At 63.8% G+C, this 23,072-nt stretch carries 26 protein-coding genes; 12 read left to right on the top strand and 14 right to left on the bottom strand.

Annotation, left to right across the window (positions count from 1 at the left end):
* Positions 1-187 precede the first annotated feature (187 nt).
* The 3 genes from rpoN (at position 188) to ptsN (ending at position 3,145) form a co-directional block, all read left to right on the top strand.
* A complete protein-coding gene (gene rpoN / locus MESS4_RS29375; RefSeq protein WP_036242401.1) occupies positions 188-1,711 on the top strand; it encodes an RNA polymerase factor sigma-54 in 1,524 nt (507 codons plus the stop codon).
* A gap of 277 nt (positions 1,712-1,988) precedes the next feature.
* Positions 1,989-2,573, top strand: coding sequence for a ribosome-associated translation inhibitor RaiA (gene raiA / locus MESS4_RS29370; RefSeq protein WP_036242399.1), 585 nt, complete (start codon positions 1,989-1,991; stop codon positions 2,571-2,573).
* Positions 2,574-2,680: 107 nt separating this feature from the next.
* The gene (gene ptsN / locus MESS4_RS29365; protein ID WP_006339194.1) at positions 2,681-3,145 is read left to right on the top strand and encodes a PTS IIA-like nitrogen regulatory protein PtsN; all 465 of its coding nucleotides are present in this window, start codon (positions 2,681-2,683) and stop codon (positions 3,143-3,145) included.
* 72 nt (positions 3,146-3,217) lie between these two features.
* Here ptsN and MESS4_RS29360 read toward each other — a convergent pair whose 3' ends face one another.
* Positions 3,218-3,475 (bottom strand): DUF1150 family protein, encoded by a 258-nt coding sequence (locus MESS4_RS29360; protein WP_006339192.1) that lies wholly within the window; start codon positions 3,473-3,475, stop codon positions 3,218-3,220.
* 64 nt (positions 3,476-3,539) lie between these two features.
* Entirely contained in the window at positions 3,540-3,965 is a 426-nt protein-coding gene (locus tag MESS4_RS29355) for an Hsp20 family protein (RefSeq protein WP_006339191.1), read from the bottom strand.
* A gap of 143 nt (positions 3,966-4,108) precedes the next feature.
* On the opposite strand from MESS4_RS29355, the gene MESS4_RS29350 reads away from it, so the two are divergent.
* Positions 4,109-5,050 carry a nucleoside hydrolase gene (locus MESS4_RS29350; RefSeq protein ID WP_006339190.1) on the top strand — a complete coding sequence of 314 codons (942 nt, stop codon included), beginning with the start codon at positions 4,109-4,111 and terminating at the stop codon, positions 5,048-5,050.
* A gap of 41 nt (positions 5,051-5,091) precedes the next feature.
* Here the strand turns inward: MESS4_RS29350 and MESS4_RS29345 are convergent, their stop codons facing one another.
* The 4 genes from MESS4_RS29345 to MESS4_RS29330 all read right to left on the bottom strand — a co-directional run bounded on the left by MESS4_RS29345 (position 5,092) and on the right by MESS4_RS29330 (position 9,340).
* Complete coding sequence (locus tag MESS4_RS29345; protein ID WP_006339189.1) at positions 5,092-5,706, bottom strand: LysE family translocator; 615 nt, start codon at positions 5,704-5,706, stop codon at positions 5,092-5,094.
* A 110-nt stretch (positions 5,707-5,816) separates the two neighbouring features.
* Positions 5,817-7,277, bottom strand: a complete 1,461-nt coding sequence (locus MESS4_RS29340; RefSeq protein WP_006339188.1) for an amidase — start codon at positions 7,275-7,277, stop codon at positions 5,817-5,819.
* 6 nt (positions 7,278-7,283) lie between these two features.
* Positions 7,284-8,192 (bottom strand): ribokinase, encoded by a 909-nt coding sequence (locus MESS4_RS29335; protein WP_006339187.1) that lies wholly within the window; start codon positions 8,190-8,192, stop codon positions 7,284-7,286.
* A 254-nt stretch (positions 8,193-8,446) separates the two neighbouring features.
* Complete coding sequence (locus tag MESS4_RS29330) at positions 8,447-9,340, bottom strand: methylated-DNA--[protein]-cysteine S-methyltransferase (RefSeq protein ID WP_006339186.1); 894 nt, start codon at positions 9,338-9,340, stop codon at positions 8,447-8,449.
* Positions 9,341-9,454: 114 nt separating this feature from the next.
* Between MESS4_RS29330 and MESS4_RS34870 the strand changes: the two genes are divergently transcribed.
* The gene (locus MESS4_RS34870) at positions 9,455-9,799 is read left to right on the top strand and encodes a hypothetical protein (RefSeq protein ID WP_006339185.1); all 345 of its coding nucleotides are present in this window, start codon (positions 9,455-9,457) and stop codon (positions 9,797-9,799) included.
* Complete coding sequence (locus tag MESS4_RS34865) at positions 9,766-10,182, top strand: class I SAM-dependent methyltransferase (protein ID WP_006339184.1); 417 nt, start codon at positions 9,766-9,768, stop codon at positions 10,180-10,182. The genes MESS4_RS34870 and MESS4_RS34865 overlap by 34 nt, the downstream gene beginning before the upstream one ends.
* 95 nt (positions 10,183-10,277) lie before the next feature.
* Here the strand turns inward: MESS4_RS34865 and MESS4_RS29320 are convergent, their stop codons facing one another.
* Positions 10,278-10,772 (bottom strand): DUF2244 domain-containing protein, encoded by a 495-nt coding sequence (locus MESS4_RS29320; RefSeq protein WP_006339182.1) that lies wholly within the window; start codon positions 10,770-10,772, stop codon positions 10,278-10,280.
* Positions 10,773-10,794: 22 nt separating this feature from the next.
* On the opposite strand from MESS4_RS29320, the gene nth reads away from it, so the two are divergent.
* Positions 10,795-11,589: an endonuclease III gene (nth, locus tag MESS4_RS29315; RefSeq protein ID WP_006339180.1), complete on the top strand. Its 795-nt coding sequence runs from the start codon at positions 10,795-10,797 to the stop codon at positions 11,587-11,589.
* A gap of 32 nt (positions 11,590-11,621) precedes the next feature.
* Here the strand turns inward: nth and MESS4_RS29310 are convergent, their stop codons facing one another.
* From MESS4_RS29310 to MESS4_RS29290, 5 genes are all read right to left on the bottom strand, one after another.
* Positions 11,622-13,130: a tripartite tricarboxylate transporter permease gene (locus tag MESS4_RS29310; RefSeq protein ID WP_006339179.1), complete on the bottom strand. Its 1,509-nt coding sequence runs from the start codon at positions 13,128-13,130 to the stop codon at positions 11,622-11,624.
* Positions 13,131-13,139: 9 nt separating this feature from the next.
* A complete protein-coding gene (locus MESS4_RS29305) occupies positions 13,140-13,613 on the bottom strand; it encodes a tripartite tricarboxylate transporter TctB family protein (protein WP_006339178.1) in 474 nt (157 codons plus the stop codon).
* A gap of 103 nt (positions 13,614-13,716) precedes the next feature.
* The gene (locus MESS4_RS29300; RefSeq protein ID WP_006339177.1) at positions 13,717-14,694 is read right to left on the bottom strand and encodes a tripartite tricarboxylate transporter substrate-binding protein; all 978 of its coding nucleotides are present in this window, start codon (positions 14,692-14,694) and stop codon (positions 13,717-13,719) included.
* 174 nt (positions 14,695-14,868) lie between these two features.
* Positions 14,869-15,324 (bottom strand): DUF2214 family protein, encoded by a 456-nt coding sequence (locus MESS4_RS29295; protein ID WP_006339176.1) that lies wholly within the window; start codon positions 15,322-15,324, stop codon positions 14,869-14,871.
* A 279-nt stretch (positions 15,325-15,603) separates the two neighbouring features.
* Entirely contained in the window at positions 15,604-16,377 is a 774-nt protein-coding gene (locus MESS4_RS29290) for an IclR family transcriptional regulator (protein ID WP_006339174.1), read from the bottom strand.
* Positions 16,378-16,574: 197 nt separating this feature from the next.
* On the opposite strand from MESS4_RS29290, the gene MESS4_RS29285 reads away from it, so the two are divergent.
* The 5 genes from MESS4_RS29285 (at position 16,575) to MESS4_RS29265 (ending at position 21,826) form a co-directional block, all read left to right on the top strand.
* Positions 16,575-17,552: a tripartite tricarboxylate transporter substrate-binding protein gene (locus MESS4_RS29285; RefSeq protein ID WP_036242396.1), complete on the top strand. Its 978-nt coding sequence runs from the start codon at positions 16,575-16,577 to the stop codon at positions 17,550-17,552.
* Between the two features lie 127 nt (positions 17,553-17,679).
* The gene (locus tag MESS4_RS29280) at positions 17,680-18,216 is read left to right on the top strand and encodes a tripartite tricarboxylate transporter TctB family protein (protein WP_006339170.1); all 537 of its coding nucleotides are present in this window, start codon (positions 17,680-17,682) and stop codon (positions 18,214-18,216) included.
* Between the two features lie 2 nt (positions 18,217-18,218).
* A complete protein-coding gene (locus MESS4_RS29275) occupies positions 18,219-19,742 on the top strand; it encodes a tripartite tricarboxylate transporter permease (protein WP_006339169.1) in 1,524 nt (507 codons plus the stop codon).
* A gap of 15 nt (positions 19,743-19,757) precedes the next feature.
* Positions 19,758-20,978 (top strand): CoA transferase, encoded by a 1,221-nt coding sequence (locus MESS4_RS29270; RefSeq protein WP_006339168.1) that lies wholly within the window; start codon positions 19,758-19,760, stop codon positions 20,976-20,978.
* A complete protein-coding gene (locus tag MESS4_RS29265) occupies positions 20,975-21,826 on the top strand; it encodes a citryl-CoA lyase (RefSeq protein ID WP_006339167.1) in 852 nt (283 codons plus the stop codon). The genes MESS4_RS29270 and MESS4_RS29265 overlap by 4 nt, the downstream gene beginning before the upstream one ends.
* 8 nt (positions 21,827-21,834) lie before the next feature.
* Here the strand turns inward: MESS4_RS29265 and MESS4_RS29260 are convergent, their stop codons facing one another.
* A complete protein-coding gene (locus MESS4_RS29260) occupies positions 21,835-22,311 on the bottom strand; it encodes an NUDIX hydrolase (protein ID WP_006339166.1) in 477 nt (158 codons plus the stop codon).
* Positions 22,312-22,422: 111 nt separating this feature from the next.
* A complete protein-coding gene (locus MESS4_RS29255) occupies positions 22,423-22,821 on the bottom strand; it encodes a hypothetical protein (protein ID WP_244441238.1) in 399 nt (132 codons plus the stop codon).
* Positions 22,822-23,072: the final 251 nt, after the last annotated feature.

Genomic DNA, 23,072 nt, shown 5'->3' with positions numbered 1-23,072 from the left:
CGGTCAGTTTGTTCAGTTTTCTCGGAGATAACACTCGTCTAAGCCGGTTTTGCTCGTCATCGCCTTGACAAGCAAAAGCCGGGCCAGTTTCATGTCCGCCTGGGAAAATTCTTTTCCGACAGTCCGGACGCGTAAATTCCGGATGCGTAGAATCCGAATGCGTAGTAAGGGCGTTTGAGACCGAACCATGGCATTGGCGGCAAAACTACAGCTACGACAGTCCCAGTCGCTGGTGATGACGCCGCAGCTCATGCAGTCGATCCGGCTGCTGCAGTTCACCCACCTCGAGCTCGAACGCTTCATCGACGACGAGATCGAGCGCAACCCCCTGCTCGAACGTGCCGAGCCACAGGACGATGCCGCGAGCGACCAGGCGCAGAAGATCGACGCCGCTCCGGAAGCGGCCGGCGACTGGTTCGAAACAGAAACGGCATGGAGCGCCGAGGCGATCTCGGAAAAGCTCGATACCTCGCTGGAAAATCTGTTCCCCGACGATCCCGGCACGAGCGAACGGCTTGGTCCCGACCTGACGGCGCAGTGGAAATCAGCTTCCGGGAACGGTTCCGGTTCCTCGTCGTCCGAAGGCTTCGATGCGGCCGATATCGCCGCCGCCGCCATTACGCTGCGCGATCATGTCGCCGAACAGGTCGCGTTGGCCTTCGCCGATCCGGCGGCACGCCTGATCGGCGGCGAACTTGCCGATGGCCTCGACGAGGCCGGCTACATGCGCGCCGACATGGCCGAGATCGCCGCCCGCCTCGGCACGAACGAAGCCGCGGTGGCGAAGGTGCTGGCGGTCTGCCAGGGTTTCGAACCAGCCGGTATCTTCGCGCGCGACCTTGCCGAGTGCCTGGCGCTGCAGCTTGCCGTTCGCGATCGGCTCGATCCTGCAATGAAGGCCCTGATCGCCAATCTCGAACTCCTGGCGCGGCGCGATTTCCAGACGCTGAAGCGGATCTGCGGGGTCGACGAGGAGGATCTGCTCGACATGCTGGCCGAGATCCGGGCACTCGATCCGCGTCCGGGGATGGCGTTTTCGGGCGGCGCCAGCGACGCAATCGTCGCCGATGTCGAGGTGCGGGCGGCCAATGACGGGAGCTGGACGGTCGAGCTCAATGCCGAGACGCTGCCGCGCGTGCTGGTCGACCACATCTATTTCGCGCAGGTTTCGCCGCATGCCAAAAACCAGACGGAAAAAGATTTCCTGGCGGAATGCCTGCAGAATGCCAATTGGCTGACGCGCAGCCTCGATCAGCGGGCAAAGACCATCCTCAAGGTCGCTTCCGAGATCGTGCGCCAGCAGGACGCTTTCCTCGTGCATGGCGTGCGTCATCTGAAGCCGCTCAATCTGCGCACGGTGGCCGACGCCATCGGCATGCACGAATCGACCGTCAGCCGGGTCACGGCGAACAAATACATGCTGACGCCGCGTGGCGTCTTCGAACTGCGCTATTTCTTCACCGCCTCGATCGCGTCGTCGGGCGGCGGCGATGCGCATTCGTCGGAAGCGGTGCGCGATCGCATCAAGCAGCTGATCGACGAGGAGAAACCCGTCGACGTGCTTTCCGACGATGCGATTGTGGACATGTTGCGGGAAAGCGGCGTCGATATCGCCAGGCGCACCGTCGCCAAGTACCGGGAAGGCATGAATATTCCCTCATCGGTGCAACGGCGGCGCGAAAAACGCGCGCTGGCCAGCGCCGGGCGTTAGAGGCGCTGCATCACAGCCGGATTTCCACAGTCTTCGCGCTTCATTGACAAGCTGCAATGAAGTGGCTAGAAGCCCGCCCGCATGAGGCGGGCTTGATGCCCGCAAGCGAATGGTCCGTCACGACGTAGGCCACGGGACGGCCAAGAAGGCGGCTTGTGATCAACCGGAAAGTTCGGATTTAAAATCGGCGCAAGTGACGCCGCAAAGCTTGTGCGCACAGACCACGAGTATAAACTCTGGCCAGTTTGAAGCCTGAGCAAGGAAGGTCAGTTTTCAGATGAAACTGCGCGTATCGGGAAAACACATGGATATCGGCGATGCGTTCCGTACGCGCATCAACGACCGTGTCGGCGAGGCGATCGGCAAATATTTCGACCGCGGCTTTTCAGGACATGTCACCGTCATCAAATCGGGATCGCGCTATTCGGCCGACTGCATGATTCGGCTGGATTCCGGCGCTTCGCTGCAAGCGACCGGCGATGCGCAGGATCCGACGCTGGCTTTCGAGGCCGCGGCGGATCGGCTCGAAACCCGCCTCAGGCGCTACAAGCGGCGCCTTAAATCGCACAATTCAGGCAGTCCCAATGGCGAGCCGACCGATATCGCCTATACGGTGATGGCGCCGCTTGCCGACGACGATGAGGACATTGCGGAGAATTTCGCGCCGGCCATCGTCGCCGAATCGACCATGACGCTGCAGACGATGTCGGTGGCGTCGGCCGTCATCGAGCTCGACACCAAGGAGAGCCCGGTCTTCGTCTTCCGCAATGCCGGAAACGAGCATCTCAACATCGTGTATCGCCGGCCGGACGGGAATATCGGCTGGATCGACCCATCCACGACCAAAGTCGCACAGGGATGACGACCGAGGGCGCACAGGGATGACGGCCAAGGCCGCACAGGGATAGGAGCCGGTCGCGCGAGGGGGGCGAGGACTGGCGACGGCAGGCGAACAAGGGATTTTCAAGCATGGATCTGAGCGATCTTATCAACGTTCCGGCGATCATGCCGGCGTTGAAGGCGAACTCCAAAAAGCAGCTTCTGCAGCTTTTGTCCGAAAGAGCGGCGGCGATTTCCGGCATTGCGGAGCGGGAAGTGTTCGACACCATCCTGCAGCGCGAGCGGCTGGGCTCGACCGGCGTCGGCAATGGCATCGCCATTCCGCACGGCAAGCTGGCCGGAGTGAAGCGGATCGCCGGGGTTTTCGCGCGGCTGGAGACGCCGGTCGATTTCGAGGCGCTGGACGACCAGCCGGTCGATCTGGTGTTCCTGCTGCTCGCGCCCGAAGGCGCCGGCGCCGATCACCTCAAGGCGCTGTCGCGCATTGCCCGGGTGCTGCGCGACGCCGATACGGTGGCCAAGATCAGGGGCACGCGCGACGCCGTCGCAATCCATGCGCTTTTGTCGGATACACAGGCTTCGCACGCGGCCTGAGCTTTTTGGTTAGATCCGTTGAAGGGCCGCCTTGAGCGGCCCTCTCCGTTTGCAACCCAAATCGCCATATTGTTAGTGAATGGCGACGGTGGTCAGGTCGTTTTCCATGGCGCCTGCCAGCGCCCGGTCGCGGGCGTCCGAAAGCAGGATCGGCTGGCCGTTGGCGGCGAACAGCGCCCACAATTCCAGGCCGGGCGCGATTTCACCGAGGCCCGGGAAGCGGCCGCGCAAATCGTCGCTCGACACTTTCCTGAGATAGGCAACCGAGCCTTCGCCGAGATGGGCGAATTCACCGCTGGTCATGGTGAAATTTTCGTCAGTTCTGGTCATTTCAAGCCTCCTTGGCGCGAGGACGCCGCTCAAGGCCGCCTCGCATGAGAGCCATCGGTAAAGATCAGTCTTTCACCGAAATGTTTATTTTCCGTACCAGCCGTTCGGACTCGGGCCGATCGAGATCGATCGACAAAAGACCGTTCTTCAGCTCCGCCGCGATCACCCGCATGCCGTCGGCCAGCACGAAACAGCGCTGGAACTGGCGCGCGGCGATGCCGCGATGAAGGAATTCGCGCTCGGTGTCGTCGTTCTGACGGCCGCGCACGACCAACTGGTTTTCCTCCGTGGTGACATCGAGATCGCTTTCGGCGAAACCGGCGACGGCGAGCGTGATGCGCAACCTTTCGGTCTTGCCGTCGGCGCCGCTGAGGCGCTCGATGTTGTAGGGAGGGTAGCTGTCGCCCGACTTCGCCAGACGCTCCAGGGTTTTTTCCATGGCGTCAAAACCCAGGAGAAGCGGGCTGGAAAAGGGCGTCATTCGGCTCATGTTACAGTGTCCTCTCGAGAGCGACATAAAGCGGAAAAACCCGGATGGCATTTTTCCCGATGGTCTTGATATGGTCCGCCCCGCCATCAAGTTCAAGCCGCCACAAACCCCGCCCAAAAAGACTCCCCGGACAAGGAATTGAAATGCCCCAACCCCGCAAGATCATCATCGACACGGATCCTGGTCAGGATGATGCCGTCGCCATATTGCTGGCGCTCGGCAGCAACGAGCTGGAGATCGTCGGCATCACCGCAGTCGCCGGCAACGTGCCGCTGAAGCTCACCGAAAAGAATGCCCGCAAGATCTGCGAACTGGCCGGCAGGCCCGACATCAAGGTCTATGCCGGCGCCATCCGGCCGCTGGTGCGCGAACTGGTCACCGCCGAGGAAGTGCATGGCAAGACCGGTCTCAACGGGCCTGATTTGCCCGAGCCAAAGATGAAGCTGCAGAATCAATACGCGGTCGATTTCATCGTCGAGACGCTGATGAAGGAACAAAGCGGCACCATCACGCTTTGCGCGCTCGGGCCGCTCACCAACGTCGCGCTGGCGCTGATCCGCGAGCCGAAGATCGCGCCGCGTATCAAGGAGATCGTGCTGATGGGCGGCGGTTTCTTCGAAGGCGGCAATGTCACGCCGACCGCCGAGTTCAATATCTATGTCGACCCGCAAGCCGCCGATGTCGTGTTCAAATCCGGCATTCCGATCGTCATGATGCCGCTCGACGCCACCCACAAGGCGCTGACCACCGTCAAGCGCACCCAGGCCTTCCGCAAGCTCGGCACCAGGGTCGGTACGGCCACGGCCGAGATGCTGGAATTCTTCGAGCGTTTCGACGAGGAGAAATACGGCACCGACGGCGGGCCGCTGCACGACCCTTGCGTCATCGCCTATCTGTTGACGCCGGGATTGTTCAAGGGCCGCAACTGCAACGTCACAGTGGAAACCGCCTCGGAGCTCACCATGGGCATGACCGTGATCGACTGGTGGGGCGTGACCAAGCGGCCGAAGAACGCCATGGTGATGCGCGACATCGACCACGATGCGTTCTTTGCGCTGCTGGTGGAAAGGTTGGGGCGGCTTTAGGGCCTCTTCCTTCTCCCACAAGGGGAGAAGGGAAAGGCGCCTCACTTCGCCTTTGAAAACGCCAGCCACAGGCCGCCGCCAACCAGGAAACTGCCGCTGATCCGCGACAGGAGCTTGACCCGGCTGGCCGACAGCAGACGCCCGGCGCGGCCGGCGGCGAGCGCATAGGTCGAATCCGAGACGGCGGCGAAGATCATGGCGGTGAGGCCCATGACGACGATCTGCAGCGCGGAGTTGCCTTCGGGAGAAATGAACTGAGGGAAGAAGGCGCCGAAGAACACCAGCGTCTTCGGGTTGCTCAACGCCACCAGCAAGCCCTGCAGGAAGAAGCCGCCGCGCGGTTTTCTCGCCGTCCCGTCGGCATTCAGCGTACCTTTGGAGCGGAACATCTGCACGCCCATCCAGATCAGGTAGGCGGCACCGATCAGCCTGACCCATTCGAACCAGTGGCCCATGCCCGCGATCAGCGACGTCAGGCCGATGCCGACAATGGCAATCATGATGGCGAGACCAGCCTGCGTGCCGGCGACATTGGCAAGACCGACGCGCGAGCCATGGCGGATGCTGTTGGCGATGATCAGCGTCACCGTCGGCCCGGGCACCAAGATGATGACAATGCAAGCGACGAGATAGGTGGCGTAGAGTTCCAGCGACATGGGTTTTCCTCGGTAGAATGCCGCTTGAAACGCGGCTGACCAGGATCAATGCATGGCGACGATGCCGGTGCAAGCCGGCACGACAGGTTGCCGACGAAGCGGAATTGCCTTCAGGAGGCTCCGGCCTGCCATGGCAGCGTCGCCTCATAGGCCGCCGCCGCCCTCAGCACCGCCATGTCGCCACGCGGCCGTCCGATCAATTGCATGCCCATCGGCCTGCCCCTGGCGTCGAAGCCAGCGGGCACATTGACCGCCGGGCAACCGCCGAGCGTGGCGAAGGCGGAAACCTGCATCCAGCGGTGGTAGCTGTCCATGGCGCGTCCCGCCACCTGGCTAGGCCAATGGCTAACGACCTCGAAGGGGAAGACCTGCGCGGTCGGCAGGGCAATGAGGTCGAAGCGTTCGAACAGCGACAGCAGCGTTCGATGCCAGGACGAGCGCCTTACCGTGGCGGCGTGGACCTGCGGCGCCGTGAGGCGTATTGCGTTCTCCACTTCCCACACGACTTCCGGCTTCAGAAGCCGGCGTTTGACGGGATCGTCGTAATGCGCCTTGAGCGCGCAACCGCTGCCAGCCTGGCGCAGCGTCACAAAAGCCTGCCACAGCGCCTCGAAGTCGACATCCGGCAGCAGCGCTTCGGTCTGAAAGGATACGTCCGCGAAGCGGCCGAGAGCGGCCTCGCAAAGCGGCAGGACGCCTGCCTCAACCGGCAAATGGTCGCCGAGATCACCAAGCCAGGCGATGCGGCCGCCAGCCACCGGTGTTTGCAGTCCCTGCAGGAAAGAGCCCTCTTTGTGATGTGAGAGCGGTGCGCGCGGATGGTAGCCGGCCTGTTCGTCGAGCAGCAGCGCCATGTCGCGCACGTTGCGGCCCATCGGCCCTTCGACGCCCATCTGCGCGTGGAAGACATCGAGGTCAGGCCCGGCCGGAACAAGGCCCTGCGACGGGCGGAAGCCGTAGACGTTGTTGTAGGCGGCCGGGTTGCGCAACGAGCCGCCAAAGTCGCTGCCGTCGGCGACGGGAAGCATGTCGAGCGCCAGCGCGACGGCCGCGCCGCCGCTCGAACCGCCGGCGGTCAAGGCCGGATCGAAGGCGTTGAGCGTCGGCCCGAACACGCTGTTGTAAGTGTTGGAGCCAAGCCCGAACTCGGGAACATTGGTCTTGCCGATGATGATGGCGCCGGCCTTGCGGACGCGCTCGACAAAGAAGTCGTCCTCCTCAGGCACGAAATCGGCGAAGATCGGCGAGCCGGAGGTGGTCCTGAGGCCTTTCGTCAGAGCAAGATCCTTGATCGCGATCGGCAGGCCGAACAGCGATCCAGCGTCTCGTCCTCGCGCCAGATGGGCGTCGGCCCCGTCGGCCTCATTCAGGATGCCGGCACGGTCGCGCAGCGAGACGATGGCGTTGACCTCAGGGTTGACCGCCTCGATGCGGTCGAGGAATGCCGTCACCACCTCGCGCACCGACAGGCGGCGCTGCCTGATCGCTTCGGCAAGCTCTATCGCCGACTGGCGGCAGATATCGCCGGCAGCCGGCACGGCGTGTTTCGTGGCAGGGCGGTTGCTTGTCATGTCGCCCTAGCCGGCCGATTTCCGCGAGGCGGCATCGACATCCCTGGCCAGCGGAATCGCCGGCTGGGCGCCGGACTTCAGGCAGGCGAGCGAGCCGGCAATGGCGGCGCGGGCTAGCGCCTGTTCGAGCGGCAGGCCCGACGACAGGCCGGCGGCGAAATAGCCGCAGAACGTGTCGCCGGCGCCGACCGTGTCGACAGGGGTGATTTTCATCGCCGGTACGGTCAGGAAATCCTCGCGCGTCGCGGCCAGCACGCCGTCGCCGCCGAGCGTAACGACAATGGCGCGGCCGGTTTTGCCGACATAGTCGCGCATCCGCGCCGGTCGGTCGCGGCCGCTCAACGACAGCGCCTCGCCGTAAAGGTCGAATTCGGTTTCGTTGGCCACGACATAGTCGGCCTTGCCGAGGAAAGGGGCAGCCTCGCCGCGGAATGGCGCCGTGTTGAGCACGGTGACCGCACCCACCGCCCGTGCCGCTTCGAGTGCGGCATCGACGGTCTGCAGCGGGACCTCCTGCTGCAGGAGCACGACATCGCCTTTCCTCAGGAAAGCCTTGGACAGGTCGCCGGGCAGGACCGAATCATTGGCGCCCGGCACGACCGCGATAACGTTCTCGCCGTCGTCGCCGACCATGATCACGGCTATGCCGGTCGAGGCAAAGGTTTCGCCGACACCTGACAGGTCGATCTTGCCATCCCTGAGCAGCGCCAGCGCTTCGGTGGCGAAGTTGTCCTTGCCGACGGCGCCGACCATGCGCACCTTGGCGCCGGCGCGCGCGGCGGCCAGTGCCTGGTTGGCGCCCTTGCCGCCGGGTGCCGTGGCGAAACCGGAGCCGCGCACCGTCTCGCCGGGTGCCGGCAAGCGGTCGACATTGGCGATAAGATCGAGATTGATCGAGCCGACAACGATGATCAAGAAGTGCCTCCTGCTGATTGCGCGGGAAGCTATCCTGTAAGGCCGCGGCTTGCCAGACCACGCAAGCCATCGCGACAGGTTTGAATTCGCCCCTTGGCCTAACTCCGGGCGTCGGCGCCGCCTTTCATTGCCCTGCCGGGCATTTCTCCCCGTATAGTGACGGGGAGAAACAGGCCTGCGCCGATGATTTCGCCAACTGCCAGCGTTGAGGTTGCGGTCAGCCCCTTCTCCCCGTCCGGCAGAAAATCGCTATATCAAGATCCGACCTGTCCCGCTTCCCAGCCGAGGATGGCGCGTTTGCGGGTCAGGCCCCAATGATAGCCGGTGAGTGCGCCGGACTTGCCGAGAGCCCGGTGGCACGGCACCACGAAGGACATCGGATTGGCACCGACCGCGGCGCCCACCGCCCGGCTCGCGCTCGGTGCGCCGATGCGGGCGGCGATCGAGGAATAGGTGCAGGCCTTGCCCATCGGGATGCGCAGCAGAGCTTCCCAGACGCGGACCTGGAAGTCGGTGCCGATCATGACGACGCGCAGCGGCTGGTCGGCGCGCCACAGCGCCGGATCGAAGATGCGCGCGGCATAGGGCGCGGTGGCGGCCATGTCCTCGACATAGGTGGCGTTCGGCCAGCGGCCGGACATGTCGGCGAAGGCGGCGCGCTCGTCGCCGGCATCGTTGAAGGCGAGACCGGCAAGGCCCCGGTCGGTGACCATGATCAGGGCGACGCCGAAGGGCGAGATGTGGTAGCCGTAGCGGATGGTGAGGCCCACGCCGCGCGTCTTGTAGTCGCCCGGCGACATCGCCTCATGGGTGACGAAGAGATCGTGCAACCGGCCGGGGCCGGACATGCCGACCTCGAAAGACGTCTCGAGCAGCGGCATCCCTGAATCGAGCAGCTTGCGCGCATGGTCGAGTGTGACTGCCTGCAGAAAGGCCTTGGGCGACAGGCCGGCCCAGCGGGTGAAGAGCTTTTGCAGGCCGGTCGGCGTCTCGCCGACTTCCTCGGCCAATATTTCGAGCGACGGCTGGTCGCGATAGTCGAGGCTGATCTTCTCGATGGCACGCCGAACGACTTCGTAGTCACCGCCTTCGGGGGTGATGTCTTTCTGAAGGATCGCTGTTGTCTTGAGAGGCATCTGGGCGTTCATGGGTCTATCTCCTTGGCCCTGAATATCGTCGTTCACGGCGCCGATCACCACCCGAAACTTGCCTTCCTGCCGCACATACCCAGATAGGATTGGCTCCGATCCGAGGAGACCATCATGGCCGGCGAAAAAGTGCATCTTACCAAGGAAAAGGAGACGTTGCTCATCACCGTCTATGGCAAGGCGCTGGAAAGCCGGCTTCCCAATTCGCTGCTGAAGGACCATTTCGCGGACGAGGCGGTTCGCCGGATCGACTATGATTTTTCCGGGCTGAAAGTCGACGACAATCTCGACGTCAGCCTGGCGATCAGGGCGAAGACGCTGGACGACTGGACATCGGCCTTTCTGGCGAAGAACCCGAACGCCATCGTGCTGCATCTCGGCTGCGGCTCGATACGCGGGTATTCCGCATCGATCCGCCACAAGACGTGGAGTGGTTCGACGTCGCCTACCCCGAGGTGATCGAGCTCCGGCGCAAACTCTATCCGTCGCGCGACCATTACCATTTGGTCGCTTCGTCAGTCACCGAGCGGGGATGGCTGGACGCGGTGCCTGGCGATCGTCCGGCGATGGTCGTGGCGGAGGGCCTGACCCCATATCTTGCGGCCGACGAGGGTCCAAAACTGTTTTCGCGGCTCGTGTCGCATCTGGCCAGCGGCGAACTTGTCTGCGACGCCTACAGCGATCTGGGTCTGAAGCTGGTGCGTCTCAGCCCGCCGTTCCGTGCCACCGGGGCCGAGCTCCACTGGGCCATCAACGATCCGCGCGTGTTGGAGCAAGCGGTGCCCGGCCTGCGGCTGGTGGAGGAGACCAGGCCTACAAGCCCGAACACGCTGCCCGCGTGAGTTGGTTCGCCGGGCTGATCTTTCGCCTCTGGAGCCACATTCCGGCGCTTCGCAGGGTCGGCAGGCTGTTGCGATTTCGGTTCTGAAGCGCTGGTTCAGCGCGCCTTGGCGGTTGCCAGCGCCCTTGAAAAGGCAGTGGCAAAGCTCTCGCGGGAGATGGGATCCAGGAAAGACCCGATCGGCACGTTCTGCCCCTGTGCTTCCACCGCCATTCTGGTGATACCGATCTCGGCATGGCGGGCGATCGAAAAACGCGCCCAGAACGGGTTGAAACGATGCGCTTCCGATTTGCCGGATGGAGCCGTCTTGCGGATGTCGAGGCTGGTGCGCGAGACCGACACTTCCTCGCGGGCGCGGGCGGCGCGATAATTGGCGCGGAAGGCGATGTAGACGGCAATCACGTCGAGGCCGAAGAAGCCGAACACCGGCCAGGCGCCGCGCGACAGGAAAAACGCGCCGGTCACCAGCCAGCCGAACAGCAGCGCGCCCATCAGCATGGCAAAGCCGGTGCGGCCGAGCGAGCGGTGCGGTGTCAGGAGCGCGCGGAAGAAGGGCTCGTCGGCCTGGAAAGAGGCGTTTGTGTCGCTCATGCCGGGATATTATAGGAAGGGAATGGCGAGCCCCAAGTCCAAAAATTCCCAGACAGTCAAAAATGAGTTGCCACCCGGCCGGCGCGACGGCGCGAACGCCAAGCCGCGGCCGCGGCCGGTGCGGTCCCGCTACAGTCCGGCCGAAGTGCATGAGATTTTCCGGCGGTTTTTGGTGAAGCGGCCCGAGCCAAGAGGCGAGCTCGAACATGTCAACGCTTTCACGCTTTTGGTCGCCGTGGTGCTTTCGGCGCAGGCCACCGATGCCGGCGTCAACAAGGCGACTCGGGCGCTGTTCAAGGTCGCCGACACGCCGCAAAAAATGCTGGCGCTGGGCGAGGCCAAGGTCGGCGACCATATCCGCACCATCGGGCTCTGGCGAAACAAGGCCAAGAACGTCATCGCGCTGTCGCAAGCGCTGATCAGCGACCATGGCGGTGAGGTGCCTGACGACCGCGACCAACTGGTCGAGCTGCCGGGCGTCGGGCGCAAGACCGCCAATGTCGTGCTCAACATGGCCTTCGGCCAGCACACGATGGCGGTCGACACGCACATTTTCCGCATCGGCAACCGGCTGGGCCTGGCGCCCGGCAAGACGCCGGAACAGGTCGAGCAGGGGCTGTTGAGGATCATTCCGGACGAGTACATGCGCCACGCGCATCACTGGCTGATCCTGCATGGGCGCTATGTCTGCAAGGCGCGCAAGCCGGATTGTCCGGCCTGCGTCATCGCCGATATCTGCAAGGCCGAGGAAAAGACGACCAATGTGCCGGCGCCGCTGGTCGAGATCGCGCCGCTCGGACCGATCGACGAAGCCTAGGACCGAATCCAACCACACCGGAATTCGATAATCTAACTCTCCTCCACAAACACCTCTTCACGCTTCTTCTTGACCGCGGGCAGGAAGACGATGACGAGCACGGCGAGCGCGACGAGGAGCAGGCCGGCGCTGATCGGTCTCGTCACGAAGGTGCTCGGGTCGCCGCGTGCGAGGATCATGGCCCGGCGCAGGTTTTCCTCGAGCAGCGGGCCGAGCACGAAGCCGAGCAGCAGCGGCGCGGGTTCGCAGCGCAGCTTGGTCAGGAGGTAGCCGAGGAAGCCGAAGAAGGCGACGGCGTAGAGGTCGTATACGTTGGTGTTGACGCTGTAAACGCCGATCGAGCAGAACGCCATGATGATCGGGAAGAGTACGTAGTAGGGGATCGTCAGCAGCTTCACCCAAAGCCCGATCAGCGGCAGGTTCAAGACGATCAGCATCAGATTGCCGATCCACATCGAGGCGATAATGCCCCAGAACAGCGCCGGCTGTTCGGTCGCGACATTGGGGCCGGGCACGATGCCCTGGATGATCATCGCGCCGATCATCAGCGCCATGACCGGGTTGGCCGGAATGCCGAGCGTCAGCATCGGGATGAAGGAGGTCTGCGCGCCGGCATTGTTGGCCGATTCCGGCCCGGCGACGCCTTCGATGGCGCCCTTGCCGAATTCCCCCGGGTTTTTCGATACGCGCTTTTCGACCGTGTAGGAGGCAAAGGCTGCAAGGATCGCGCCGCCTCCCGGCAGGATGCCGAGCGCCGAACCGATGATCGTTCCGCGCAGGATGGGCGCCGCCATGCGCCGAAAGTCGTCGCGGGTCGGCATAAGGCCTGAGACTTTTCGGATCAGCACGGAGCGCTCGTGCTCGTTTTCGAGGTTGCGCAATATCTCGGCGACGCCGAAGACGCCGACCGCCACGGCGACGAAATTCAGCCCGTCGGCATATTCGCGGATACCGAGGGTGAAGCGCGGCGTGCCGGTGTAGATGTCGGTGCCGACAATGCCGAGCAGCAAGCCGAGCACGACCATCGCCAGCGCCTTGACGATCGAGCCGTGGGCGAGCGCCACGGACGAGACGAGGCCGACGATCATCAGCGAGAAATACTCGGCCGCGCCGAATTTCAGCGCAATCGCCGTCAGTGGCGGGGCAAAGATGGCGACGAGGAAGGTCGACACCGTGCCGGCAAAGAACGAGCCTATCGCCGCGATCGCGAGCGCCGCCCCAGCGCGGCCGTTCCTGGCCATCTGGTAGCCGTCGATGGCGGTGACGGCTGACGAGGATTCGCCGGGCATGTTGATGAGAATGGCGGTGGTCGAGCCGCCATATTGCGCGCCGTAATAGATGCCGGCGAGCATGATGAGGGAGGAAACCGGATCGCCGATCTGGAAGGTGATCGGCAGCAGCATGGCAATGGTCGCGGTGGCGCCGATGCCGGGCAGGACGCCGATCAGCGTGCCGAGAAGGACGCCGATCAGGCAGAAGCCGAGATTTGCCAGCGACGTGGCCGTGGAAAAGCCGAGCGCGAGATTGTCGAGGAGTTCCATCTCAGCGCCTCAAAATGCCAGCCACGGGGGCAGCCACGGGCCGAAGCGCCGGAACGGCAGCCCTAGCGCGTAGCTGAAGACGAGGAACGCGAATAGCGTCAGGCCGGCCGACAGCACGAGCGCGGTCAGCGGCTTCATGCGGCCGCTGGCAAACGATGCGATCAGCGCCGTCAGGAAGATCGACGGGATGAAGCCGAGGCCGCGCACCGTCAGGCCGAAGAAGATCGGAGCCGGAAGGATGAACAGCATGCCGCGCCACGCAATGTGGCCGATCGGCTCGCTCTCGAAGCGCACCGCCTGGACGAGGATGACGGCGCCAAGCAGGATCAGCACGATCGCCAGGACCAGCGGGAAATAGCCCGGTCCCATGCGGAAGGCGGTGCCGATTTCGAGGCCGAGCGACTGAGCTGCGAAAAATGCGCCGAACAGGATGAACAACACGGCGCACAGGCCGTTGGTCCTGTCGATTGCGAAAGATTTCATGGCGTTCCTCCCGGGCCCCCGCCGCGTGCGTGCAAAAACCGGGCAGTGCGAAAACGGGGGCCGAAGCGAAAACGGGGCGCTGGTGGCGCCCCGTTCCAAGACCTCAGTCGGCGTACTGGCCGGCGGCTTCGATGATCGGCTTCCAGCGCGCGATCTCGCTTTCCAGCTTGGCCTTCAGCGCAGCCGGCGTCGCGTCGGCCTCGGGCGACGGCTTGGTGCCGAGTTCGGCGAAGCGGGCGGCGACGTTCTGGTCCTTCAGCGCGACCTGAAGCGATTTCGACAGGCGCTCGGTGATCTCGGCCGGCGTGCCCTTCGGTGCATAGATGGCGTGCCAGATGCCAACCTGCACCTCGGGAAGGCCGCCTTCCGTCGTCGTCGGCACGTCCGGCAGCACATCGAGGCGTTCCGGCGAGGTGACGGCGTAGGCCTTGATCGTGCCGCCCTGGATCTGCTTGGTGGTGTTGGTCGTCTGGTCGCACATGATGTCGACCTGACCGCCAAGAAGATCGGTCATGGCGGGACCAGTGCCCTTGTAGGGGACGGTGACCAGCGGCGTGCCGATGGCGCTCATGAACAGCATGCCGCACAGATGCGAGGCCGCCCCTATACCGGCATTGGCGACGGTGATGCTGTCCTTGTTGGCCTTGGCGTAGTCGACCAGACCCTTCAGATCGGTCGGCTCGAGATCCTTGCGGCCGACGATGGTCATCGGCACCTCGGTGACGAGGCCGACATATTCGAAGGCGTTCAGCGTATCGTAGGCGAGCTTTCTGTAGAGCGTGGCACTTGTCGCCATGCCGATGTGATGGAGGAGCAGCGTGTAGCCGTCCGGCTCGGCGTTGGCGACGCGGCCCGCGCCCAGCGTGCCGCCGGCGCCGCCGACGTTCTCCACGATAACCTGTTGGCCGAGATCCTTCGACATGGCTTCCGCGACGAGCCGCGTGACCGTATCGGTCGGGCCGCCGGCCGAAAACGGCACCACAACGGTGATGGTGCGTTCAGGATAGGTCTGCGCGCCCGCGGCGAAGGGATAAAGCGTGACAGCTGCGGCGGCAGCCAGAGCGACGACAAATCTTCTCATCGTGATTTCCTCCCAGGTTATGCATTTCCAGCCGCTGCGCGGAGTTCCTCTCAACACCGGCGGCGGATAAAACAACAACTAGCGCACGCTAGCAGATTGCAATCGGACTCAAACCGCAAACTGCTGATATCCGCAACTATCGTAGGCGCGGATTTTCGGTTCGGGGTCATGGATCTAGTAGCCGTAGCCGCGCGCCATCGCCGCCGCGAAGACCGGGATCAGCAGGAAGACGAAGGCTTCGGCGCGAACATAGGTTTTCACCGAGGCCAGTTCAGCCGCCGGCACGGCGAAGGAGGGATTGGCGACTGCCTGCCTGTTCCAGGACAGGAAGCGGACGGTCGGGATGATCGATAAGAGGCCGACGATGGCGAAGGCCACCATCTTTGCCCAGAACACCCAGTTGTAGACGTAGAACTCCCAGCCCTTGAGGCCGTAAATGACGCGGCCGATGCCGACAATGATGATCAGCATGGCGATGATGCCGTAGTGGCGGTCGATGCCGACCAGGCGTCGGAGTGTTGCAGCAGGCAATTCGCCGCGGATCAGGACAAATTCGGCGCCGATGATGCCCGCCAGCGAAAACACCAGCAGATGGTGGATGATGGCCAGCACAAGATCGGTGGCGTCCATGCGCTTTCTCCTCCGTCGGATGCGCCGATGCGCTGAATCAGCCCCCTGCGAAGGGTAGCATCGTTCGGCAAAATTCCCATAGCGGGGCTTGCGCCGACGATCCGGCTGTCGGCCTCTGCTCGGGCATTGCCTGGAGCCGGCTTAGCGCTGGAAGGTGACCTGCACGGCTCTTGTTCGGTGCAAGCAAGCTGCTAAGAAGTGTTGCGAACCACCTATCATGACGCCGCGACGATCCTGCTGGAAAGGCGGTCCTGAGCACACGCCATCACGTGATCCTGGTCAAGGGGAGTTGAGGCTTTCCACGCCTTCCGCGCCGGCCTCGCGGGCCGCCTGGTCGAGCATCGAGGCGTCTTCGCCAAACGCGCGGGTGGCGCGGGCGGCGGCTTCGATGAGCGGCCGTTTCATGCGCTGGAGAAAGGCCATGTCGACGCGCGTGCTGGGGCCGGCCAGCGTCAGGGCGCCGAGCAAGACGCGTCCCGGCCCGAACACGGGCGCCGATACGCCCGCCGTCTCGGGGTCGCGGTCGCCGACCGTCAGATAGTGATAGGTTTCGCGGATCGTGTCGTAAGGCTCGCCCTGCTGGCCGGAAAATGCCGCCAGCACACGCCCGCCCGAGCCGGCCAGCAGAGGCAGCACGTCGCCTTCCCGTATGGTGTAGCGAATGGGGTGCTTGGACTCGACACGATAGAGACAGGTGCGGACATCGCCCGAGCGGACATAGAAAGCGACGCTTTCCCAGCTCCGGTCGGCCAGGTCGCGCATGATCGGCAGCAGGACGTCGCTTGCGACCACCGAGCGCTGGTAGAGCGTGCCGAGTCGGAAGGTTGCTGGGCCGACGCGGTATCGCCCATCGTCGAGGCGCTCCAGCAACTGCCCGCGCAGCAGCGAGCTCGCCAACCGCAGGATCGTGCTCTTGTAGAGGCCGGTGCGCGCCGCGATTTCGGCCAGGCTGAGCGACCGGTCGGCCGCCGCGAAGGCGTTGAGAATGGCGATCGCGCGATCGAGCGCGGCAACGCCTTCGGTTGAAGCCGGTTTGGACCGAGCTTTCGTCATCTGTCCGACGGTCTCATTTCACTTCCGGTCGGGACCCAACGCAACTATCATGCCTTATGCTGGGTGTTCTGTCCAATAGAACGTCGTTCCTGTTGACAGAACGCAATAAAATCAGCAAGAATTTTTCCGAGCGGGTCTGAATTCAGGCTACGTTTCTGGCAGGCACCGGAGGAGGTGTCGTGATTTGGAGGACTCCCATGCTGAACAGACGCAGATTTTTAATGAGCACCGCTGCGGCGGGCGCAGCCGGTTTCGCGGCGTTGCATCTCTCGCCCGCCTTTGCGCAGGACGCGCCTCAGATCCAGATCTTCGTGCCGGCGGCGCCCGGCGGCGGCTGGGACCAGACGGCGCGCACGATGGACCAGGTGCTGCGCAGTGAGAAGCTGATCTCCGGTTCGCAAATCACCAATGTCGGTGGCGCCGGCGGCACGGTCGGCCTGCCGCAGTTCATAAACCAATGGAATGGCAAGGGCAATTCGATGATGGTTGCCGGGATGGTCATGGTTGGCGCCATCATCGCCAACAAATCCGCCAACAATCTCACCGAGGTCACGCCGATCGCCCGGCTGACGGGCGAGTTCGAAGCGCTGGTGGTGCCGGCGGCCTCGCCGTTCCAGACAGCAGCCGATTTTATTGCGGCCCTCAAGGCCGACCCAACCAAGGTGCCGGTCGCCGGCGGTTCGGCCGGCGGCTCGGACCACATCCTGTTCGGCCTCATCGCCAAGACGGCCGGTGTTCCGGCAACCAACCTGTCCTACGTGCCTTTCGCCGGGGGCGGCGAGGCGCTGTCGGCGCTGCTCGGCAACCAGGTCGCTGCCGGCATCTCGGGCTTTGGCGAGTTCTCCGAGCAGGTCAAGGCGGGAGCGCTCAGGCTGCTCGCCATCTCGGCCGACAAGCCCCAGGAAGGCATCGACGCCCCGACGCTGAAGGAAGCCGGCATCGATGTCGAACTGTTCAATTGGCGTGGCGTCTTCGCGCCGCCCGGCGTTTCCGACGCCGACAAGGCGGCATTGGTCACGCTGGTCGAGACCATGGCCAAGAGCGAGGCGTGGGCAACGGAATGCAAGAACCGCAACTGGACGCAAATCCTGCTCACCGGTGACGACTATGCCAAATTCCTCACCGAGGACACTGCCCGCATCGGTGCCATCCTCAGGGATCTCGGCCTCGCCTGATCTCCCGGAAGGGGCGGCTTGCGCCGCCCCTTCGACATTTCGCCAACCGCATGGACATGTGATCCATCGCGAGGGAGACTGCGGTGAAAGCCGGCTGGAGGATGCCGGCCATCCTGGGAGGACATTCATGAGCACCAGCGACCAGCAGGCGCCGCCGCCGCGCCTTGCCGTACCCGAATTGCTGATCGGCTTCGGGCTTCTGGCCTGCGCCGCGGCCGTCGCCTGGCAGACCCTGGCGATCCCGGTGTCGCCTCTCTATTCCAAGGTCGGTCCGACCGTGTTTCCCTACATCACCATGACAGGCATGGTGATCCTTTCCCTCCTGCTCATTGTCGCCGCACTGAGGGGAGGCTGGCAGCCGGAGGAAGAAAAGGAAACGCCGACCGACTGGAAGGCAATGGGCTTCGTCGTCATTGGCTTGATTGCAAATCTCGTGCTGATCCAGCCGCTCGGCTTCACCGCCGCTTCCGTGATCATGTTCGTTCTCATCTGCTACGGCTTTGGTAGCCGGCATACGCTGCGTGACGCGCTGACCGGCCTGATTCTGGCGCTTGCCGCCTATTTCGGCTTTGCCAGGGCACTTGGCGTCAACATCGGCGCCGGCTTCATCGAGAACCAGCTGAATACGGTCATCGAATCGATCATCAGCATGTTGAGGGCCTGACCATGGAGACGCTCGGCCATCTCGCAAACGGATTTTCGGTCGCTTTCACTCCGGTCAATCTCATGTGGTGCCTCCTCGGCACCACGCTCGGCACCGCAATCGGCGTGCTGCCCGGCCTCGGACCGGCACTGACCATAGCCCTGCTTTTGCCGATCACCTATCAGGTGGCGCCGGAAGCCTCCTTCATTCTGTTCGCCGGCATCTACTACGGCGCCATGTATGGCGGCTCGACGACCTCGATTCTGCTCAATACGCCGGGTGAAAGCGCCACCATCGTCACCGCGCTGGAGGGCAACAGGATGGCCCGCTCCGGCCGTGGCGGCGCAGCGCTGGCCACCTCGGCGATCGGCTCCTTCGTCGCCGGCACCATCGGCACACTGGGCGTCGCCTTCCTGGCGCCGATCGTCGTCAAGTTCGCACTGTCCTTCGGTCCGGCCGAATATTTCTCGCTGATGGTGCTGGCCTTCATCACGGTTTCAGCCGTGCTCGGCTCGTCCTCGGTGCGCGGTCTCACCAGCCTGTTCGTCGGCTTCGTCATCGGCATGATCGGCGTCGACCTGCAAACGGGCCAACCGCGCTTCACCTTCGGCATGAACGAACTGCTCGACGGCGTCGATGTCATCATCGTTGCGGTCGGCCTGTTCGCTGTCGGCGAGACGCTCTACATGGCCTCGCGCCGCTATGCCGGCAAGGACGAGATCGTGCCGCTGAAGGGCTCGCTCTACATGACCGCGGCCGAATGGTCGCGCTCATGGAAGCCATGGCTGCGCGGTGCCGCGATCGGTTTCCCGATCGGCGCCATGCCGGCCGGCGGCGCCGAAATCCCGACCTTCCTGTCCTACGCGATCGAAAAGAAGCTGTCGAAGCACAAGGAGGAATTCGGCACGGTCGGCGCCATCGAAGGCGTCGCTGGCCCCGAAGCCGCCAACAATGCCTCGGCCGCCGGCGTGCTGGTGCCGATGCTGACGCTCGGCCTGCCGACTTCGGCGACGGCGGCGATCATGCTGTCGGCCTTTCAGAGCTACGGCATCAATCCCGGGCCGCTGCTGTTGACGACGCAGGCCAATCTCGTCTGGGGCCTGATCGCCAGCCTGTTCATCGCCAACGTCATCCTCGTCATCCTCAATCTGCCGCTGATCGGGCTGTGGGTGCGGCTCCTCAAGATTCCGGCGCCGCAGCTCTATGCCGGCATCCTGGTGTTCGCCACGGTCGGCACCTACGGGATTTCACAATCGCCGATCGACCTTGTCATTCTCTATCTCCTGGGTGCCGCCGGATTCCTGATGCGGCGCTTCGATTTCCCGACCGCGCCCGTCATCATCGGCATGATCCTCGGGCCGCTCGCCGAGACGCAGTTCCGCCGGGCGATGACCATCTCGAATGGCGACTGGTCGGTGTTCTATACCCACAAGCTGTCGCTGACGCTGCTGACGCTCGCCTTCATCGGCCTGGCCGGGCCGCATATCTGGGCCTTCATAGAGCATCGCAGGCGGCGTGGACCGGAGCATGTGCCGGGCGATGCCTGACCTGTTTGTGAGATCATGACCGACCTTTTGTCCGGCATCCGCGTCCTCGACCTGACCAATGTTCTGGCCGGCCCTTACTGCGCCTATCAGCTGGCGCTGCTCGGAGCCGACGTGATCAAGGTCGAAGCGCCGCAAAGCGGCGACCTGGCGCGCCAGCTCGGCGCCTCGCCGGAGCTCAACAAGGCCGGGATGGGCGCTTCGTTCCTGGCGCAGAACGCCGGCAAACGATCGGTGGTGCTCGATCTCAAGGGGGAAGCCGATCGCGAGCGCTTCCTCGATCTGGTCGCCACGGCGGACGCACTGGTCGAGAACTTCCGGCCGGGGGTGATGGACCGGCTGGGCCTCGGCCATGCCAGGCTGAAAGAGGTCCGGCCCAGTCTCGTCTATTGCGCAATATCGGGCTTTGGCCAGACCGGGCCGATGCGCGACAATCCGGCCTACGACCAGATCATCCAGGGGCTTTCCGGCATCATGAGCATCACCGGCACGCCGGAGACCGCGCCGCTGCGTGTCGGCTATCCGGTCGCCGACACGCTGGGCGGGCTGGTCGGAGCCTTCGCCATTGCCGCCGCACTGGTGAGGCAGAAGACAAGCGGCGAGGGTGCCTTTCTCGACGTGTCGATGCTCGAATGCACGCTTTCCGCCCTGGGCTGGCCGGTCTCCAACTATCTGACGGCCGATGTCGAGCCGCAGCCGATGGGCAATGAGAACATGACGGCAGCACCTTCCGGCGCGTTTCGCACCGGCGACGGCCTGCTCAACATCGCCGCCAACAAGCAGGAGCAGTTCCTCACGCTGTGCCGGCTGATCGGACTGCCGGAGCTGGTGTCGGACCCGCGCTTTGCCGAGCGCGAGACGCGCAAACGCAATCGCGCTGTGTTGAAGGAGCTGATCGAGGACGCGCTGGCCAGCGCCCCGGCTGCCGCCTGGGAGGAGAAGCTCAATCGCGCGGGCGTGCCGGCGGGCCGGGTGCTGACGATCCCGCAGGTGCTCGAGGAGCAGCAAGTGACCCTGCGCGACATGACCACCCGTTTCGATGGCGTGTCTGGCATGGACCGGCCGCTGACCGTGGTGCGCGGCGGCTTCATGGTCGATGGCGCGGCGCCGTTGCCGGTCAGGCCGCCGCCGGCGCTCGGCGAACACATGGACGAGGTCTTTTCCGGCCTGCCGCCGAGGATCAAGAGAAAGGTGCGTGCCAAGACAAGGGCGCCGGCCAAGAATGGGGCGCGAGCATGAGCGGCGAGGAAAAAAAGACCGGGCGCGAGCGCGGCGAGGAATGGTGGCAGACTGGCATCATCGAAATGCGCCCCGGCGTGATCCGGCTGCGCGGCTATGAAATTCAGGATCTGATCGGCCGCGTCAGCTTTCCGGCGATGATCTGGCTGATGCTGCGCGGCGAATTGCCCAGTGAGGAGCAGGCTGCCTTGCTTGGCATCGCGCTCGGCGCGGCCGTCGACCATGGGCCGCAAGCGCCGTCGATCGCCATTGCCCGCATGGCGGCCACTTGCGGCGTCGGCATCAACAGCGCCATGGCCTCGGCCATCAATGTGCTTGGCGACGTGCATGGCGGCGCCGGCGAACAGGCGCTTGCCTTCTACGGCGACATCGCCGTGGCGCAAGATGCAGGGTCGACGCTTGGCGATGCCGTCTCGGCGCGGCTAGACCGTTTCTTCGCCGAGGACAAGGGCTACGTGCCGGGGTTTGGCCATCGCTTCCATCCGGTCGATCCGCGCGCGCCGCGCTTGCTTGCAGTGACCCGCGATTTTGCCGCTCGCGATGTCGTCAGCGGGCGCTTTGCCGACATCGCCGAGGCTGTCGAGGCCGAAGTCGCGTTGCGCAAGGGCAAGAAAATCCCGCTCAACATCGATGGTGCCACCGCCGTCATCTATGGCGAACTCGGTTTTCCGCCGCCGCTGACACGCGGGCTTTTCGTGTTGTCGCGCTCTGTCGGCATCCTGGCGCATGCGTGGGAACAGTCGCAGCAGAGCGACCGCAACAAGGGGCCGCTGCCGCGCGAATGGCTGTGGGCCTATACCGGCACGCCGCCGCGGCACTTTCCCGAGGGCGACAAGGGCGGTGAGTGAGCGTCGTCTCAGGCCGGATTGGCCGGTTCCTGCTCGGGGAGCCGCAAATTCCTCAACAGCGTGGAAAGGTCCGGTTCGTCGATCAGCATCGCTGCGTCTTCCGGCGCCAGCCAGGCCCGTTGCCGGATTTCCGCTTCCTGCCAGTTGGCGAGTTCCTCCGTCACCGCCAGCAAATAGACGATGACGTCGACGCGCACGAAGCGGTTCTCAAGCCGCTTCCAATAGGAATAGGTGCCGGCCGGTTCCCTGAGCGTCTTGCCGACGACCCCGGCTTCTTCCCGCGCCTCGATGGTGGCTGCCTTGCGTCCGCTCTTGCCCTTCATCGGCCAACCCTTGGGCACGATGAAGCGCCTGGTCGCGCGCGAAGTGACCAGCATTACCTCGACATTGCCGTGTCCGTTCAGCCGAAAGGGAATAGCCGCGACCTGGCGGATCCTCTCGCCTCTCCTTGCCTTGCGTACGGCCTTCTTCTTGGCGATTGCCATTTGCGAAACCCCAGTCGAGCCAGCGTCCCGGTGAAACGAATTCAGGTTCGTCACACCAGACGGCACTTTCAAGCCCATAAGTCGGCTAAATAAATGGAAAACGCCGGTCTGTCAGCGACACGTGCTGACAAAACTGCTGCCCGAGGGCTGCAACTGGCACGTCGGCTTCATTTGCGGCACCACCGGCCGCTGCTGCGGCGCGATCTGGCGATCCTGGGCGCGGAACTGCTGTTGCTGCTGCTGAAATTGCTGCCGCCGCAGCCTGTTTTCCAATATCTGCAATTCGTTTTGCTGGATCAGCGTGTTGCGGTTGGCGGAGTTGACGGTCTGCGCCGCGGCGGACGAGGCCGCGCCCGACAACATCCCCGTTGTCAGCATTGCCGACATGAAAATCGTTGAAATACGAGGCTGCGACATTGCGTTCATTCCCGCGCCAAAAAGAGACATCTCCTTGATATAGGGCGTTTGTCCGGCGATGCCATGGTCAGGTTCCGATCGCAGCGGAATCAATGCGCCTGCCGCCAGAACCTAATATTCGCAAACCCTAATATTCCGGCTATCCGATCGAAGCATTGCCGTCATATGACGACTATGAAACGCCAGACGTTTTGGTCAGTGTTCTTTGCGCAACACTTCGATTCCATCAGGCGGAAGGTCAATAAATCGATTCCATCTGGCGGATGTTAATGTATTCTAATGAAGCTGACGCTTGACAGACGAATCAGGGGCGTCGGCCATAGTGCGTTGAGTTTTATTACAAA

This window comes from Mesorhizobium sp. STM 4661, assembly GCF_000359125.1.
In the GTDB taxonomy this organism is placed as follows: Bacteria; Pseudomonadota; Alphaproteobacteria; order Rhizobiales; family Rhizobiaceae; genus Mesorhizobium.
The sequence above is the reverse complement of the archived record's forward strand: the minus strand, read 5'-3'. Positions and strand labels throughout refer to the sequence as shown.